This is a genomic window from Terrabacter sp. FW104-15G4B (genome assembly GCF_058790095.1).
This window is the reverse complement of record NZ_JBYTCI010000006.1, coordinates 1-14851: the sequence shown is the minus strand read 5'-3', so window position 1 is coordinate 14851 and position 14851 is coordinate 1. Positions and strand designations below refer to the sequence as shown.

Here is a 14851-nt window from a genome sequence, read left to right as displayed (position 1 = left end):
GGGTCAGTCAGACCCGCCGAGGTCGACGTCGTACGCCTCGTAGACGAGGTCGCCGCCTCTCTGCCGGTGCCGGACCAGCCGGCCGACGAGTGCGGTCAGCTCCTCGCGGAAGACCGGCAGGTCAGCCAGCGTGCCGCCGTGCTCGAGCACGACGAGGTAGCCGTGGATCGCCGCGCGCAGATCGCGGTGCTCGCGCAGCAGCCGCTCGACGCGGCCCGAGAGCCGCGGGGCGCTGCGCCGCGCGCGGTCGTAGATGCCGCCCGGGCTCTCGGTCAGCGCGATGTGCTCGTCGAAGTCGTGGGCCAGCTCGGCGAGAGCCGCACGGACCCGCTCGCGCCAGGCGCCGCCGCGTGCGATCGGCGCCTCCAGCGCGAGATCCACCGCTGCGACGGACTCGCGCAGCTCGGAGCGGTGGCGGCGGACGCGCTCGAGGTGGACGGCGAGGTCGACAGCCGTCTCGACCCGGCCGCGATCGAACCCGTGGGCGTCGACCGCACCCTCCACGAGCAGGGGCGGGATGGCGACAGCCACCGGGATGGCGGCATTCGGCTGGACGTTCATGGCGCGACCTCCGTGCCCTCCATGGTCGCCCTGCTCGCCCCGTTCGTCCAGACCAGGGCTGCTGAAGATTTCCCCTTGGACACGTGGCTGGTCCTTGCCCCCGCCGGGAAACAACCGTGGATCGGCGACGTTGCCGGCTTCTCCCGGTGGGTACGCCTTCACCATCCAACGTGGAGGAGGTCTCATGGACATCGGAAGACTTGCCGCGCGCGCGGTGATCGGTGGACTCTTCGTCGGGCACGGGACCCAGAAGCTGTTCGGCTGGTTCGGCGGGCCGGGCCTCGAGGGGACCGAGCAGATGATGGGCGCGCTCGACATGCGGCCAACGCGCGCCAACGCCCTCGCCGCCGGCATCAGCGAGACCGCGGGCGGCGCTCTGGTCGTGCTCGGCGCAGCTACTCCGGCAGCGGCCGCGAGCCTGATCGGCACCATGGCCACGGCGATCTACAAGGTCCACAAGCCGAACGGGCCCTGGGTCGCGCAGGGCGGCTGGGAGTACAACGCCGTCCTCATCGCCGCCTTGACCGCACTCATCGACGCCGGTCCCGGTGACGTCTCGGTCGATTCTCGGCTCGGGCGCCAGACGTGGGGACCGGGCTGGGCCCTGGGCGGACTCGCGGCGGGCGTTGCCGCCTCGGCAGCCGCCGTGACCCTGGGCCGGCACGGCTCCTCGGGAGCGACACCGTCGCCCACCGACCCGGTTGCCCAGGCGGCCGCGGGCGACACACCTGGGGATCCGGTCACCGCAGTCGACTGAAACCCACTGAGGCCGACCGACGCCACACCCGGGCTGACCCGGCCCACACCTGGATCGGCCGCTCACTGCACGCTCCTCCCGCGAGGCGCCGACCGGCATGCGGTGTCGGGCGTACCGTCGCACCCCGGGACCGAGGGGCGCCGTCGGCCTGCAGCCTGCGGCGCCGGTGCGAGACCCAGGACTCCGTCCCGACCAGCACGTGTCGCGGGAGGAGGTCTCCACGTCACGATGCGGTGTCATCCAGTGTGCAAGTCCCCGCTGCGCGGCGGCGCCGCCATACGTTGCCGTCGTGAGCCACATGGGTCAGCTGGTAGCAGCCGGTGCCGCCATGCTCGGCGCTGCCGGCCTGCTCTCCGGGTGCGTCCAGCCGGCCAGGACCGCGGCCCAGCCACGGGCGTCCACGACGACGGTGGTGCCCGGATGCCCTCCTGTGGCGCTCGAGGCGAGCCGGCACGTCGTCATCGACTTCACGGACTTCGTGGTGCACGGCGGCGTCACGTACTCGGCCCTGGTGGACGCCCCCAGGGTCTCGACCACCGTGACGCCGGGGCAGCTCGGGCCGGAGCTGTTTCGCGTGACCTGCACCTTCTCCACCCTCAACGCGCGCACGCAGGTGGAGCTGCCGGAGCCCACCGAGCACTCGGCCGGCTACCTCCCCGCGCAGTCCCCGGTGTTCGCCGTTCAGGGCTGGCCCGCGTCCTGTCGGCTGGCGGCCCAGCACGACGGCAGGTGGGTCGTCTACGTCGCGACCCTCGACACCGCAGCGACGTCGACGTTCGACGGGTGCGGGCTCGAGACGGACCGGCAGGTCGACCCCACCCGTTCGTGAGGGCGGAGGACACGCTGCCCCTTCGACGCCGCCGTCAACGGAAGCTACCGGCTCAGGGGCCTGCCTCGACGATCTGTCGGACCTCGGCGAGGTCGAGGTCGAAGGGACCGATCCGGGTCAGCACCCACGAAGCGCCGCTGTCGAGCCAGGGCGCGGGGTCCTGCTCCGGCCGCAGGTCCATCACCACCTCGAATCCCGGCGCCGGGTCGTGCCGGGCCAGGTCGGCGGTCACGACCTCGAGGTCGTCGGGCCGGTCCAGGCCGATGACGAAGAAGCCGTCGTACCTCGCGGCCCGGCGCACGGGCGCGCGGTTGCCGAAGCGCCCGGCCAGCCAGATCGGCACCTCGGGTGCCGGCCGCATGCGGACGTCGCGGGCTGTGTAGCGCGCTCCGTCGTGACTCACCTGCTCACCGGACAGCAGGGCGGTGAGGAGGTCCAGACCCTCGTCGAGCATGCGGGCGCGCGCCCGCGGGTCGGGCTCGTCGCCGAAGGAGCTGAACTCCCCCACCCAGTCGTCGCCCAGCCCCAGGCCGAGAACGAACCGGCCACCCGAGAGCACCGCCAGGCTCGCAGCCTGTTGTGCCAGCACCTGCGGCCGGCGCCGCGCCAACGGCGTCACCATCGGCCCGAAGAGCATCCGCTCGGTCCGGAGTGCGACGGCCGCGCAGCAGGTCCACACGTCGGCGATCGCGGTGACCCGCTCGCCGTACTGCAGGTGGTCCCAGACGAAGAAGCCGTCCCAGCCGGCAGCCTCGGCCGTGGCGGCCAGGTCGCCGACCACCCGAGGGTCGGCGAGGGAGTCGAAGGGGGCGACGAAGAGCCCGCGGCGCGTGGTCATGACCCTGATCATGCCGACCCCGCGCTCGAATGTGACTGAGGCTCCTCAGGTCAGGGAGCCGTCAGGCCAGCGAGAGGAAGAGCTTCTCCAGCTGGGCGACGTCCATCTCCTCGCCGTCCGGGTTCTTCAGGCACGTACGCAGACCGGTCGCGATGACGGCGAAGCCGGCCCGGTCGAGCGCCTTGGAGACGGCGGCGAGCTGCGTGACGATGTCCTTGCAGTCGCGCCCCTCCTCGATCATCTTGACGATGCCGCCGATCTGGCCGCGGGCGCGGTTGAGGCGGCGGATGACCGCCTGCATCTCGTCGAGGTCGAGCTCCACGGCGTCCTCCCAGGTGGTTGCTTAAACCACCAATATACCCCCGGCCGTATGCGTCCACGCCGTCACGCAGACCGCTCAGCCCGAACGGGGCGCGTACATGATGAGCGCGACGCCGACGAGGCACACGGCCGCGCCCGCGACGTCCCAGCGGTCGGGGCGGAAGCCGTCGGCGACCATGCCCCACACCAGCGACCCCGCGACGAAGACGCCACCGTAGGCGGCGAGGATGCGCCCGAAGTGCGCATCGGGCTGGAGGGTCGTGACGAAGCCGTAGAGGCCCAGGGCCACGACGCCGGCTCCGGCCCAGATCCAGCCGCGATGCTCGCGCACCCCCTGCCAGATCAGCCAGGCGCCCCCGATCTCGGCGATGGCGGCGAGCACGAACAGCGCGATCGAGCGAGTGACGGTCACGCGCGCCATCCTCGCACTCGGGCTCAGAGGTCCCCCGCCGCGCGCCGCTCCTCGTCGCTGCGCAGGATGCAGAACTCGTTGCCCTCGCGGTCGGCCAGCACGACCCAGCCGCGGCCGTCGTCGGTGCGGCAGTCCTGCACGACCGTCGCACCGAGCCCGGTGACGCGCGCGACCTCCTCGTCGCGGGGGCGGTCGGTGGGGCGCAGGTCGAGGTGGAGGCGGTTGCGCCCCTGCTTCACGTCCTCCACCTCGATGAAGAGCAGCCGGTGCGACTGGTCGGGCGAGAAGATCATGCACTCCTCGTGCCCCGGCTCGTTGGGGTCCGTTGGGTCCTCGTGGTAGCCGAGGAGGTCGGCCCACCAGACGGACTGCGCGTAGGCGTCGAGGGCGTTGACGGTCGTGTGCGAGAGCGCGAGTGCCATGCGGCCATCCTGCAGCGCGCCCGTTCACCGAACCACTCCTTTACGTCCCGGCGTGTCAACACGCGTTGACGAGCGCGAGCACCCGGCATACGCTGTCAACACGAGTTGACAAACGGACGGCGGACCGGAGTGACGAGAGAGGTCGACGACATTCTGGAGCTCGCTCGCGCCACGGGTGACGACGACCCCCGCGCAGCCCTCGCCGCGGCGCGGGAGCTGCGGCGGGCGGCCGACCGCACGGAGGCCGCCGTCGTGCGCCGCGCCCGCAACAGCGGCCTCGCGTGGGTCGAGATCGCGGAGCAGCTCGGCGTCAGCCGCCAGGCGGTGCACAAGAAGTACGGTCGGCGCTAGCCCTCGCGACGCAGCACGACGACGGTGTCGAGCGCGACACGCTCACCGTCGTCCGTCTCGACGGGACGCTCCCGGATGCCGGACTGCTCCTCGACGGCAGGCAGCCCCTCGACGGCGGCGAGCACCTCGTCGGGGTCGTAGAGCACGGCCGGGTCCTGCGGGCCGCCCCATCCCTGCGTGAGGTTGCGGCCGGCGTGGCCCACCACGACGACACGCCCCCCGGGCCGCACGGCCTCGACCGCCGCCCGCAACGCCTGGCGCCACTCGTCGGCGGGCAGCTGGAGGTAGCACAGCAGCGCGAGGTCGTATGCCGCCGGGCCGCCCGGCGCGGGCTGCGTGGCGTCGGCGACCAGCGCCGTCAGCCGGCCGGCGCGGTCGCCGAGCCGGTCGGTGGCCAGCGAGCGCATCCGGCCGACCGCCACCTCCGAGTAGTCCGAGGCGACGACGGTCCACCCCTGCTCGACCATCCAGATCGCGTTGCGGCCCTCGCCTGCCGCCAGGTCGATCGCGTGACCCGGCGTCAGCGGGCCGATGATCTCCGCCACGAAGCGGTTGGGCTCGACGGACCAGACGAGGTCGATCGCGGCATACCGCTCATCCCAGGACCTGGCGTCCACGATCGTCTCCTCGTCGTCGGTGGCTCGCCGGGTGGCGCCGCCGATCCCATTGTGGCGCGAGGGGTCTCGTCCGTCACGATTCCCGGGCGTACCGCCCGGCGATGCGTAGCGTGGAGTGCGGAAAGGCATTCACCATGAGCGTCCTCATCGTCCACGAGTCCCTCTTCGGCAACACCCACGAGATCGCCGACGCCATCGCCGACGGACTGCGGCACGGCAGAACGCCGGGTGACGGCGGGGTCCGCGTCGTCCACGTCGACGACGCACCCACTGCGCTCGACGACGAGGTCGAGCTGCTCCTCGTCGGCGGTCCCACCCACGCGCTCGGGATGACCCGGCCGAAGACGCGGGAGGACGCGGTGACCCAGGGTGGCGCCGGGGCGCGCGAGGGAGTGCGCGAGTGGATCGAGACCGTGAGCCCGCGCCCCGAGCTGCCGGTCGTCACCTTCGACACCCGGATCCACGTCAGGCTCGTCCCGGGATCAGCAGCCAACGCAGCCGCGAAGTCCTTGCGGCATCACGGTTTCCGCCGGGCGGAACGCGGCGAGACGTTCTGGGTCGAGGGCACCTCCGGGCCGGTCGCGGACGGCGAGCTCGACCGTGCCCGGGCGTGGGGCGAGAAGCTCACAGCCCGAATGGCGCACGGCGTCGCCTGACAGCTTCCTCAGCCAGCCGTCCGACCCAGCGACTCCAGCCACGGCTGGAGGTGGGCGATCACGGCGTCGGGGTCCTCGAGCTGCGGAGTGTGACCGACGTCCTCGAGGTATGCCGTCTGCCACGCCGGGTTGAGCCGTGCGGCACGTCGTGCGGCCGACACCGGCACGAGGCGGTCGCGCGTGCCGTGGATGAGCAGGACCGGGCGGTCGACGTCGCGGATGACCCGGTCGTACGCACGCCGGCCGCGAAGCACCCGCAGCAGCGAGCGGGCGGCTCCGAGGAACTCACCCTCGGGGTCGGGCAGCGAACGGCGCCACGCCGCGAGCTCGACCCCGGCCTCGATCACGTCGGGGTCGGCGCGTGACGGGTCGGCGAAGCACAGCGCCACGGTCCCGAGCACCCGCTGCCGGTCGTCGAAACGCGCGTTGTACTGGGTCAGCACCAGCTCGCCGACGCGGGGGACGGCATACATGGCGAAGGTCGCGGCGACCTGGGGGTCCATCCGGGCGCCGGGGTTGGGAAGGGCCGGGTCGACGAGGGCCAGCCCCACGACCTGCTCCGGCCGGCGGTCTGCGAGCAGGAGGCTCACCATGCCGCCCATCGAGTTGCCGACGAGCACGACCGGAGCTCCGAGGACCTGGTGGATGAAGCGGCTGAGCAGCGCGGCGTTGTGGTTGACGCTCGTGTCACGGCCGAGCGCCGGCGTCAGCCCGAAACCGGGCAGGTCGATCGCGACGACCCGGTGCCGGCGGTTGAGCGTAGGGGCGACGCCGACCCAGTTGAGGTGCGAGCCACCGAGCCCGTGGACGAGGACGACGGGCGGCCCCTCGGCCTCCTGGGGGTCCTTGGGCCCGCCGAAGTCCACCCAGTGCACGGGGCCCTCGAGGTCGATGGTGCCCCCGACGCCGCCCCAGCGGGACGCGAGGTGGAGCGGCACGGCGTCGGGAAGGCTCCTCATGACCGCAGGCTACCGCCGGTCACCGGGGTGGGCCGCCGCCTCCAGCGCACGTCCGCGCAGGTGGTCCGACTCGCGCAGGTTGTCGCTGAGCGCGGCGGCACGCTCCCACTCGACGGCCGCCTCCGGCCACCGCCCGAGGCGACCGAGCAGCTCTGCCCGCACCGCGTGGAACGCGGGGTAGCGGTCGAGCTCGAGGCCGTCGAGCAGCCGGAGCGCGGGGCCGGGGCCGTCCACCTCCGCCACGGCGACCGCCCGGTTGAGCCGCACGACGTCGGTCGGTGCGAACCGCAGCAGGTGGTCGTAGAGGGCCACGACCTGGCCCCAGTCGGTGTGCGCGGCGTCTGCCGCGTCGGTGTGCACGGCGTTGATGGCCGCCTGGAGCTGGTAGGGGCCGGGAGCGCCCCGACGCAGGCACCGGCGTACGAGCGCGTGCCCCTCGGTGAGGAGGCCGGCGTCCCAGGCCGAGCGGTCCTGGCCCGCGAGCACCACGAGCGCACCCGACGCATCGGTGCGGGCCGGGCGCCTCGCCTCGGTCAGGAGCATGAGCGCCAGCAGGCCCAGCGCCTCCGGCTCGTCGGGCATCAGCTCGACGAGCACCCGACCGAGCCGGATCGCCTCGGCGGCCAGGTCCGGTCGGCCCAGGTCGTCGCCGGCACTTGCCGTGTGCCCCTCGGTGAAGACGAGGTAGAGCACAGCGAGCACCGATGCGAGCCGCGCGGGGAGGTCCTCGTCACGCGGGACGCGGTAGGGGATACCGGCAGTGCGGATCTTGCTCTTGGCCCGTACCAGGCGCTGGGCCATCGTGGTCTCCGGCACGAGGAAGGCGCGGGCGATCTCCGGCGTCGTCAGGCCGCCGAGCAGCCGCAGGGTCAGTGCCACCTGCGCCTCCCTGGACAGGGCCGGGTGGCAGCAGGTGAAGATCAGCCGCAGGCGGTCGTCCTGCACCGGTCCTCCCTCCTTCGCCTCCTCCGGCGAGTGCAGCAGCATCGCCTCCGCGTGCCGCGCCTGCCTCGTCGACTCCCGGCGCAGCCGGTCGATCGCCCGGCGACGAGCGGTCGTGATGATCCAGCCGGACGGACTGGGCGGCATACCTTCCCGGGGCCAGCGCTCGACGGCGACGGTGAAGGCGTCCTGCACGGCGTCCTCGGCCAGGTCCACGTCGCCCAGAGTCCGGATGAGCACGGACACGGCGCGGCCGTGCTCGGCACGGAAGACGCGCGCGATGTCCGCGCCCGAGACCGTCATGTCGTCCGTGCCGTCACCGGTCGGTCGGCGCCTGGCCGGGCTCGTCGTCACCCTGGAACGGGCGCACCTCGACGGGCAGGCCGGTCGCGCCGGCGATCCGCTCGGCCCAGCCGAGCACCGAGTCGTAGTCGTCGGAACGGACGATCGACAGGCCCCCGAGGTGCTCCTTCGCCTCGATGAACGGCCCGTCGGTGAGCACCGCATCGGCGACCGCGTCGCTCTTGCGGATCGTCGTGGCGCTGCCCTGGTCGGCGAGGCCGCCGGCGAAGACCCAGCCGCCCGCCGCGCGGATGTCGGCGTTGACGACCTCGAGGTCGGCCATGACGCGCGAGAGGTCGAGGTCCTCGGGCGGCGGGCCGTCGGGCGAGAACAGGCTGATCAGGTACGTCTTCATGGTGGTCTCCTCCTGCCGGCCGGGCCGGCTGTCCCGGGCGCACCCTCCGTGCGCCCTTCACCCCCTACACGAACGGGCGCTGCAGGGATCGACAGTCCGTCGGGGCGGATCCGGCGCTAACCACGGGGCCGCTGCTCGACGAGGCCGACGAGGTTGCCCTCGGAGTCGACGACGAAGGCCATCCACTCGTCGGTCCCGGCCGGCCCGAGCGTGTCGTCGTCGTGGCCGAAGATGACGCGCGGCTCGCTGCGCACCTCGACCTCGCTCGCCCTCAGCCGCTCGACGGTGGCGTCGAGGTCGTCGACCCGCAGGTAGTGCAGCGCGCTCGGCGCACCCTGGTCGAGCAGCAGCCGGACGCCGCCCACGTCGAAGAAGACGAGGCCCGGCGGGTCGAACGTCGCGAGCGGTTCGGCTCCGAGCAGGTCACGGTAGAAGGCGGTGGCCCGGCCGAGGTCGTCGGCGTGCTGGGCGATCTGGACGAGTCCCATGCCCCGACGGTAGACCCGCCGGGGCCCCGCGCGCGTCAGTCCTTGGAGCTGCTGAAGGCGGCATCGAACGCCGCCTCCGGCTTGTCGAAGTTGAGGGCTCGCACGAAATCCAGCGCTCCGGGCGCCCCGACGAGGCGGTCCATGCCGGCGTCCTCCCACTCGATCGAGATGGGGCCGTCGTAGCCGATCGCGTTGAGGGTGCGGAAGCAGTCCTCCCACGGCACGTCGCCGTGCCCGGTGGAGACGAAGTCCCAGCCGCGGCGCGGGTCGCCCCACGGCAGGTGCGAGCCCAGACGACCGTTGCGGCCGTTGCCGGTTCGCTTGCGGGTGTCCTTGCAGTCGACGTGGTAGATCCGGTCCCTGAAGTCCCAGATGAAGCCCGCCGGGTCGAGGTCCTGCCACACCATGTGGCTCGGGTCCCAGTTGAGGCCGAACGCCTCGCGGTGACCGATCGCCTCGAGCGTGGCGACGGTGCTCCAGTAGTCGTAGGCGATCTCGCTCGGGTGCACCTCGTGGGCGAACTTCACGCCGACCTCGTCGAAGACGTCGAGGATCGGGTTCCACCGGCGGGCGAAGTCGGCGTAGCCCTCCTGGATGACGTCGTCCCCGACCGGCGGGAACATCGCGACGTACTTCCAGATCGCCGAGCCGGTGAAGCCGATGACCGTGTCGACGCCGAGCTTGGCGGCGGCGCGGGCCGTGTCGGCCATCCGCGCGGCGGCCCGCTGGCGCACGCCCTCGGGGTCGCCGTCACCCCAGACCGCTGCCGGCAGGATGTCCTGGTGACGCTGGTCGATGGGGTCGTCGCAGACGGCCTGGCCGACGAGGTGGTTCGAGACGGCCCAGACCTTGAGGCCGTGGCGCTGCAGGATCTCGTGACGGGAGTCGACGTAGCCCTCCTCGTTCAGGGCCCGGTCGACCTCGAAGTGGTCGCCCCAGCAGGCGAGCTCGAGGCCGTCGTAGCCCCACTCCCCAGCGAGCTTGCACACCTGCTCGAAGGGCAGGTCTGCCCACTGTCCGGTGAAGAGCGTGATCGGTCGGGCCATCGTGGGTCTCCTGGTCGTGGGTCGGTGTACGGCGTGGTCGGCCGATGCATCGGGATCGGTGCCGCCGGACGAGCCTCGCTTGTAGCATTCAGCTCGTCCTTCTTGACAGAGACGGGCGAAGCCGGTCCCCGGGGAGCGCGCCGCTGCAACGGCATCTGCACTCCCCGGGGCCCGGTGTTTACGTGCGTGTCAGCCGCGCAGCGCAGCCATGTTGTCGTAGCTGACCTTCGCGAACTCCAGCGACTGGCCGGGGCTGGCGACGCCACCGGGAGCGTTGTCCTGCTCGTACATCGGGTTGTGGTAGCCCTTGGCGCCGGTCTGCGTCAGGAACGACCTGTAGTCGATGTCGCCAGTGCCGAAGGGCACCATCTCGTAGCCGTTCGCCAGGTCGGGGCGGGCGTCGCCGTCCTTGGCATGGAAGAGCGGGAACCGGATCGGCTGGGCCTGCACCACGCCGAGCGGGTTGAAGACCGACTGCACCGTCGAGCCGTCGGCAGCCGTGTAGGCCGTGTGCTTGAACTTCGCGACGTGCGCCCAGTAGATGTCCATCTCGAGGTAGACGTACTTCGGGTCGGTGTTGGCCAGGAAGTACTCGAGACGGCGGATGCCGGACGAGCGGGTCGGTCGACCGAGGTCGTCGAGCGGACCGCTGTCCAGCAAGAAGCTGTACGCGGTGTCGTGGTTGTGCGTGTACAGCTTGAGGCCGTGCGAGGCGGCCCGGGCTCCCAGGACGTTCCATCGCTCCGCGGCAGCAGCCCAGTCGGCCAGGTAGGCACTGCCCGTCGGGTCACTGCCCGTGCCGATGTGCTGCATGCCGAGGATGTTGGCGACCTCGCACGCCGCGTCGAACGAGGCGAGCGTCGCGTCGTTGATGACGGAGGGGACGGAGCCGTGGTTGCCCTCGGCCTCGAGCCCGTTGTCGTCGAGCCACGTGCGCAGCAGCTGTGCGCCCGCGACGTTGTTGACGTTGCCGCCCGGGGCGTTGGCGCTCTGGCCGAAGCCGGCGAACTCGACCTGCTTGTAACCGATCCGGCCGAGCTCCTCGAAGACGGCTTTGAAGCCGGAGGCGTAGGGGCTGGTGGACGGGTCGCGCGAGATGGCGTCGCGAACCGTGTAGAGGATGATGCCGCGCTTGCCGGGCGGCACCACCACACCGTTGGCGGCGGAGGGTGCCGCAGTCGCAACGCCGGCGCCGGCGACGGCGGTCACGGCAGCGGCTGCTGCCATCCCGGTCGAGGCGGCCAGGAACTGCCGACGGTTGAGGCCGAGGCCCTTGGCCAGCTTGAGCGGGTTGACGTCGTTGTCGTGCATGAGAGCTTGCTCCTTCTGGGGGTGACAGAGACGAGACGCGCGGATCGGGCCGGATCTCCTTGTCCGACAAACGAGGTCTTGTGTAGGTCCGCAGCGTTCAGGACGTGGCCGACGATGTCGCGCGGGCCCCGTCGATCGGGGTCCAGGACCCCTCCCGCTCCACGCTCGTCTCGACCGCCGACAGGATCCGCTGCACCTGGAGCCCGTCGGAGAAGGAAGGCCGGGGGTCGGAGCCCTCGGCGATGGCGGTCAGCAGGTCGACCGCCTGGTGGGTGAAGCCGTGCTCGTAGCCGAGCAGGTGACCGGGCGGCCACCAGGACGCCACGTAGGGGTGGGTGGCCTCCGTGACGAGCACCCGGGTGAAGCCCGCGTCGCGGCTCGGGACGCGCCCGTCGAAGACGTGGAGCACGTTCAGGTCCTCGAAGTCGAAGGCGATCGAGCCCTCGGTCCCGTTGACCTCCAGGCGGATCGCGTTCTTGCGGCCGCTGGCGAAACGCGTCGCCTCGAAGGTGGCGAGCGCCCCTCCGCTGGTCCGTGAGACGAACACTGCCGCGTCGTCCACCGTCACGGGGCCGGTGCTGGCGGAGCCGTTCTGCGCGGCCGTGGCGCTGATCCCCCCGGTGCCGACGTTCGCCGCGTCGGCCAGCGGGCGCTCCCGCACGAACGTCTCGGTGAGCGCCGAGACGCCGGTGAGGTGCTCGCCCGTGACGAACTGCGCGAGGTCGATGATGTGGGCGCCGATGTCGCCCAGTGCTCCCGAACCTGCCCGCTCCTTCTGCAGCCGCCACGTGAGCGGCGACTGCGGGTCCACGAGCCAGTCCTGCAGGTAGGCCCCGCGCACGTGGACGATCCGGCCCAGCCGTCCCTCGGAGACCAGCTGCCGCGCATACGCGATGGCCGGCACCCGGCGGTAGGTGAACCCCACCATCGAGCGGACGCCACGCCCCCTGGCGGCCGCGGCCGCCGCGACCATCGCCTCGGCCTCCCCGACCGAGTTGGCCAGCGGCTTCTCGCACAGCACGTGCTTGCCCGCCTCGAGCGCGGCGACGGCGATCTCCGCATGCGTATCGCCCGGCGTGCAGATGTCGATGACGTCGATGTCGTCGCGCTCGAGCAGGCGCCGCCAGTCGGTCTCGACGCAGGCCCACCCGAATCGGTCGGCAGTCTCGCGTGCCGCCGCCTCGTTGCGCCCGGCCACCGCGACGAGACTCGGCGTCACCGGCACGTCGAAGTAGCTGCGGGCGTTGCGCCAGGCCTGGGAGTGGGCGCGGCCCATGAAGGCGTAGCCGATCATCCCGATCCCGAGGGTGGGCTTGCTGGGTGTGGTCATGACGTCCTCACATCCGACGTGGGGGTGGCACCGCTGACGGTCTCGACGTTCCTGCGGGAGGCGCCCGCGCCACTCGGTCGGCGCGGGCACCGACCGGTCAGGACTCGAAGCCGAGGGGCAGGTACTGGTCGACGTTCTCCTTGGTCACCACGGGCGCGTTGAGCACGACGCGACGCGGGACCTCGACCTGGACCAGGTCGCTGATGCCCTTGCCCTGCGCGATGAGCCGGGCGAGCCTGATGCCGTCCGCAGCCTGGGTGGGCGGGTAGACGACGGTCGCCTCCATCTTGCCCTCCTTGATCCAGCGCATCGCGTTGGCGGAGCCGGCGCCGCCGATGAACGCCATCTCGTGACGGTTGGCCTGGTCGAGGGCAGCCATGACGCCGACCCCCTGGTCGTCGTCGTGGTTCCACAGGATGTCGATCTTCGGTGCCGCCTGGAGCAGGTTGGCGGCCTGGCGGTTGCCGGACTCGACGGTGAACTCGGCCGCGACGCGGTTGTCGACGGTCTGGCTGCACGCCTTGAGCGCGTCGGCGAAGCCCTTGCTGCGGTCCTGCGTCAGCGGGAGGGCGTCGATGCCGGCGATCTCGGTGATGACCGGGTTGGTGAGCTTCTTGTCCTTGACGAGCTTGCAGGCGTAGGTCCCGGCCGAGACGCCCATGCCGTAGTTGTCGCCGAGCACGGTCGTGCGTGCGGCGAAGGGGCTGGAGAACTCACGGTCGACGTTGATGACGGGGATCCCGGCGTCCATCGCCTTCGTCGCGACCTCCGTGAGGGCGGCGCCGTCGGTGGGCAGCAGGACGATCGCGTCGACCTTGTCGTTGATGAACGTCTCGATCTGGCTGATCTGGAGGCTGGCGTCGTTGGTGCCCTCCGCCGCCTTGAGCTCCACGTCGCTGTACTTCTTGGCCTCGGCGAGCGCCGAGCTGTTGATCGCGGCGAGCCAGCCGTGGTCGGCGGCCGGTCCGGAGAAGCCGATGACGACCTTCTTGCCGGGGGCGTCGTTGTCGCTCGCCGCGTTGGCACCAGTCTGCTGGGTGGAGGCCGCGGGAGTCGTGGCCGGGTCGTTGCTGGTGCACCCCGCGGCGACCAGCGCCGAGCTGAGGATGGTCGCCAGGACGGCGACGCGCTTGGTCGAACGGGAGAGTGATGCGGACACGCTGACTCCTATGTGAGCGAAGAGGGTGGTGCGGTGTGAGTGGTGCTGTGCCGTGCTGGTGGTGCTGCTGACCTGGCCTCTCGGCTAGCCCGACCGCGTGCGGGACACCCGCTGCTGGAGCAGGACGGCGGCGACGATGATCGCCCCCTTGGCCACCGCCTGCGTCGACGTGTCCAGGTTGTTCAGGGTGAACACGTTGCTCAGCGTCGTGAAGATCAGGACGCCGAGGACGGTGCCGACGACCGTGCCGCGGCCGCCGGAGAGTAGGGTGCCGCCGATGACGACGGCAGCGATGGCGTCGAGCTCGTACAGCTGGCCGTGGGTCGAGGTGCCGGTCGTCGTGCGGGCCATGAGCATGACCGCCGCGATGCCGCAGGCGATCCCGAGGAGGATGTAGAGGTACATCGTCTGCCGCTGCACGCGGATGCCGGCGAGGCGAGCCGCCTCGGGGTTGCCGCCGATGGCCAGCGTGCGTCGGCCGAACGTCGTGCGGTTGAGCAGGACCCAGCCGACGACGGCGACGACCGCGAAGACCAGGACGAGGACGGGGACCCCGAGGACGCTGCCGCCGAAGAACTCGACGAAGCCGCGCTCCCTGACGATCTGGGTGCGCCGCTTGGCGATGAGCTCGGCGAGGCCGCGGGCGGCGGCGAGCATCGCCAGGGTCACGATGAAGGGCGCGATCCGGCCGTAGGCCACGAGTACCCCGTTGACGAGTCCGCAGGCGCCTCCGACGGCGACCGCGGCGAAGACCATGACGATCCAGTGGTAGTTCGCGGCCATCGTCTGGGTGGCGACGGTCGTGGCCCACACCGAGGACAGGGCGACGATTGCTCCGACCGACAGGTCGATGCCGCCGCCCGAGATGACGAAGGTCATGCCGACGCTGACGACACCGATCGTCGCGCCGAAGCGCAGGATGGTGAGGGCGTTCTCGGGGCTGGCGAAGCGGTCACCGGCGGTGACGATGCCGACGATGACGAGGAGCACGAGGGCGAGCACGAGGCCCGCGCTGCGGCCGGCCGGTCCGCTGAGGAAGCTGCCCAGGCCGCTGCTCCGCGAGGCCGCGACGCCACCGACCGGTGGACCGCTCGGCGTGCTGGGTGCCCCCGCCTCGCTGCCCCCGCCCCCCCGCTACCCCGCCTGGTGGATCTT

Annotated in this window: 19 protein-coding genes; 4 read left to right on the top strand and 15 right to left on the bottom strand. The window is 71.8% G+C overall.

Annotated elements, in window-relative coordinates; all coding sequences use genetic code 11:
- Positions 1–3: 3 nt before the first annotated feature.
- Positions 4–561 carry a hemerythrin domain-containing protein gene (locus tag AC3WRT_RS06845; protein WP_492720712.1) on the bottom strand — a complete coding sequence of 186 codons (558 nt, stop codon included), beginning with the start codon at positions 559–561 and terminating at the stop codon, positions 4–6.
- 184 nt (positions 562–745) lie between these two features.
- On the opposite strand from AC3WRT_RS06845, the gene AC3WRT_RS06840 reads away from it, so the two are divergent.
- Positions 746–1318, top strand: a complete 573-nt coding sequence (locus AC3WRT_RS06840; RefSeq protein WP_492720709.1) for a DoxX family protein — start codon at positions 746–748, stop codon at positions 1316–1318.
- A 289-nt stretch (positions 1319–1607) separates the two neighbouring features.
- Positions 1608–2147, top strand: a complete 540-nt coding sequence (locus tag AC3WRT_RS06835; RefSeq protein WP_492720706.1) for a hypothetical protein — start codon at positions 1608–1610, stop codon at positions 2145–2147.
- A gap of 52 nt (positions 2148–2199) precedes the next feature.
- Here AC3WRT_RS06835 and AC3WRT_RS06830 read toward each other — a convergent pair whose 3' ends face one another.
- From AC3WRT_RS06830 to AC3WRT_RS06815, 4 genes are all read right to left on the bottom strand, one after another.
- Entirely contained in the window at positions 2200–2985 is a 786-nt protein-coding gene (locus AC3WRT_RS06830) for an LLM class flavin-dependent oxidoreductase (RefSeq protein WP_492720703.1), read from the bottom strand.
- Between the two features lie 61 nt (positions 2986–3046).
- Positions 3047–3307: a metal-sensitive transcriptional regulator gene (locus AC3WRT_RS06825; protein WP_492720699.1), complete on the bottom strand. Its 261-nt coding sequence runs from the start codon at positions 3305–3307 to the stop codon at positions 3047–3049.
- A gap of 75 nt (positions 3308–3382) precedes the next feature.
- Complete coding sequence (locus tag AC3WRT_RS06820; RefSeq protein WP_492720697.1) at positions 3383–3718, bottom strand: YnfA family protein; 336 nt, start codon at positions 3716–3718, stop codon at positions 3383–3385.
- A gap of 23 nt (positions 3719–3741) precedes the next feature.
- Positions 3742–4140: a VOC family protein gene (locus AC3WRT_RS06815; protein WP_492720696.1), complete on the bottom strand. Its 399-nt coding sequence runs from the start codon at positions 4138–4140 to the stop codon at positions 3742–3744.
- Positions 4141–4269: 129 nt separating this feature from the next.
- Here AC3WRT_RS06815 and AC3WRT_RS06810 point away from each other — a divergent pair, with 129 nt between their 5' ends.
- Positions 4270–4491 carry a hypothetical protein gene (locus tag AC3WRT_RS06810; RefSeq protein WP_492720694.1) on the top strand — a complete coding sequence of 74 codons (222 nt, stop codon included), beginning with the start codon at positions 4270–4272 and terminating at the stop codon, positions 4489–4491.
- Here AC3WRT_RS06810 and AC3WRT_RS06805 read toward each other — a convergent pair.
- Complete coding sequence (locus AC3WRT_RS06805) at positions 4488–5108, bottom strand: class I SAM-dependent methyltransferase (protein ID WP_492720692.1); 621 nt, start codon at positions 5106–5108, stop codon at positions 4488–4490. The genes AC3WRT_RS06810 and AC3WRT_RS06805 overlap by 4 nt on opposite strands.
- A 134-nt stretch (positions 5109–5242) precedes the next feature.
- Between AC3WRT_RS06805 and AC3WRT_RS06800 the strand changes: the two genes are divergently transcribed.
- Positions 5243–5764 carry a flavodoxin family protein gene (locus AC3WRT_RS06800; protein ID WP_492720688.1) on the top strand — a complete coding sequence of 174 codons (522 nt, stop codon included), beginning with the start codon at positions 5243–5245 and terminating at the stop codon, positions 5762–5764.
- Positions 5765–5772: 8 nt separating this feature from the next.
- Here the strand turns inward: AC3WRT_RS06800 and AC3WRT_RS06795 are convergent, their stop codons facing one another.
- From AC3WRT_RS06795 to AC3WRT_RS06755, 9 genes are all read right to left on the bottom strand, one after another.
- Positions 5773–6723 carry an alpha/beta fold hydrolase gene (locus tag AC3WRT_RS06795; protein WP_492720686.1) on the bottom strand — a complete coding sequence of 317 codons (951 nt, stop codon included), beginning with the start codon at positions 6721–6723 and terminating at the stop codon, positions 5773–5775.
- A gap of 9 nt (positions 6724–6732) precedes the next feature.
- Positions 6733–7968 (bottom strand): RNA polymerase sigma factor, encoded by a 1236-nt coding sequence (locus tag AC3WRT_RS06790; protein WP_492720842.1) that lies wholly within the window; start codon positions 7966–7968, stop codon positions 6733–6735.
- A 13-nt stretch (positions 7969–7981) separates the two neighbouring features.
- Entirely contained in the window at positions 7982–8362 is a 381-nt protein-coding gene (locus AC3WRT_RS06785) for a YciI family protein (protein WP_492720684.1), read from the bottom strand.
- A gap of 116 nt (positions 8363–8478) precedes the next feature.
- Positions 8479–8850, bottom strand: a complete 372-nt coding sequence (locus tag AC3WRT_RS06780) for a VOC family protein (RefSeq protein ID WP_492720682.1) — start codon at positions 8848–8850, stop codon at positions 8479–8481.
- A 35-nt stretch (positions 8851–8885) separates the two neighbouring features.
- Complete coding sequence (locus tag AC3WRT_RS06775) at positions 8886–9896, bottom strand: sugar phosphate isomerase/epimerase family protein (RefSeq protein WP_492720679.1); 1011 nt, start codon at positions 9894–9896, stop codon at positions 8886–8888.
- A 189-nt stretch (positions 9897–10085) separates the two neighbouring features.
- Positions 10086–11207 carry a sugar phosphate isomerase/epimerase family protein gene (locus AC3WRT_RS06770; RefSeq protein WP_492720677.1) on the bottom strand — a complete coding sequence of 374 codons (1122 nt, stop codon included), beginning with the start codon at positions 11205–11207 and terminating at the stop codon, positions 10086–10088.
- 97 nt (positions 11208–11304) lie between these two features.
- A complete protein-coding gene (locus tag AC3WRT_RS06765) occupies positions 11305–12537 on the bottom strand; it encodes a Gfo/Idh/MocA family protein (protein ID WP_492720675.1) in 1233 nt (410 codons plus the stop codon).
- A 97-nt stretch (positions 12538–12634) separates the two neighbouring features.
- Positions 12635–13696: a substrate-binding domain-containing protein gene (locus AC3WRT_RS06760; protein ID WP_492720672.1), complete on the bottom strand. Its 1062-nt coding sequence runs from the start codon at positions 13694–13696 to the stop codon at positions 12635–12637.
- Positions 13697–13780: 84 nt separating this feature from the next.
- Positions 13781–14743 (bottom strand): ABC transporter permease, encoded by a 963-nt coding sequence (locus tag AC3WRT_RS06755; RefSeq protein ID WP_492720841.1) that lies wholly within the window; start codon positions 14741–14743, stop codon positions 13781–13783.
- Between the last annotated feature and the right edge of the window lie 108 nt (positions 14744–14851).

Excerpts from the sequence above, each read along its gene's own strand:
- AC3WRT_RS06765 (WP_492720675.1), bottom strand. The coding sequence starts at position 12,537 with ATGACCACACCCAGCAAGCCCACCCTCGGGATCGGGATGATCGGCTAC.
- AC3WRT_RS06815 (WP_492720696.1), bottom strand. The coding sequence starts at position 4,140 with ATGGCACTCGCGCTCTCGCACACGACCGTCAACGCCCTCGACGCCTAC.
- AC3WRT_RS06795 (WP_492720686.1), bottom strand. The coding sequence starts at position 6,723 with ATGAGGAGCCTTCCCGACGCCGTGCCGCTCCACCTCGCGTCCCGCTGG.
- AC3WRT_RS06830 (WP_492720703.1), bottom strand. The coding sequence starts at position 2,985 with ATGACCACGCGCCGCGGGCTCTTCGTCGCCCCCTTCGACTCCCTCGCC.
- AC3WRT_RS06840 (WP_492720709.1), top strand. The coding sequence starts at position 746 with ATGGACATCGGAAGACTTGCCGCGCGCGCGGTGATCGGTGGACTCTTC.
- AC3WRT_RS06790 (WP_492720842.1), bottom strand. The coding sequence starts at position 7,968 with ATGACGGTCTCGGGCGCGGACATCGCGCGCGTCTTCCGTGCCGAGCAC.
- AC3WRT_RS06845 (WP_492720712.1), bottom strand. The coding sequence starts at position 561 with ATGAACGTCCAGCCGAATGCCGCCATCCCGGTGGCTGTCGCCATCCCG.
- AC3WRT_RS06775 (WP_492720679.1), bottom strand. The coding sequence starts at position 9,896 with ATGGCCCGACCGATCACGCTCTTCACCGGACAGTGGGCAGACCTGCCC.
- AC3WRT_RS06785 (WP_492720684.1), bottom strand. The coding sequence starts at position 8,362 with ATGAAGACGTACCTGATCAGCCTGTTCTCGCCCGACGGCCCGCCGCCC.
- AC3WRT_RS06800 (WP_492720688.1), top strand. The coding sequence starts at position 5,243 with ATGAGCGTCCTCATCGTCCACGAGTCCCTCTTCGGCAACACCCACGAG.
- AC3WRT_RS06780 (WP_492720682.1), bottom strand. The coding sequence starts at position 8,850 with ATGGGACTCGTCCAGATCGCCCAGCACGCCGACGACCTCGGCCGGGCC.
- AC3WRT_RS06770 (WP_492720677.1), bottom strand. The coding sequence starts at position 11,207 with ATGCACGACAACGACGTCAACCCGCTCAAGCTGGCCAAGGGCCTCGGC.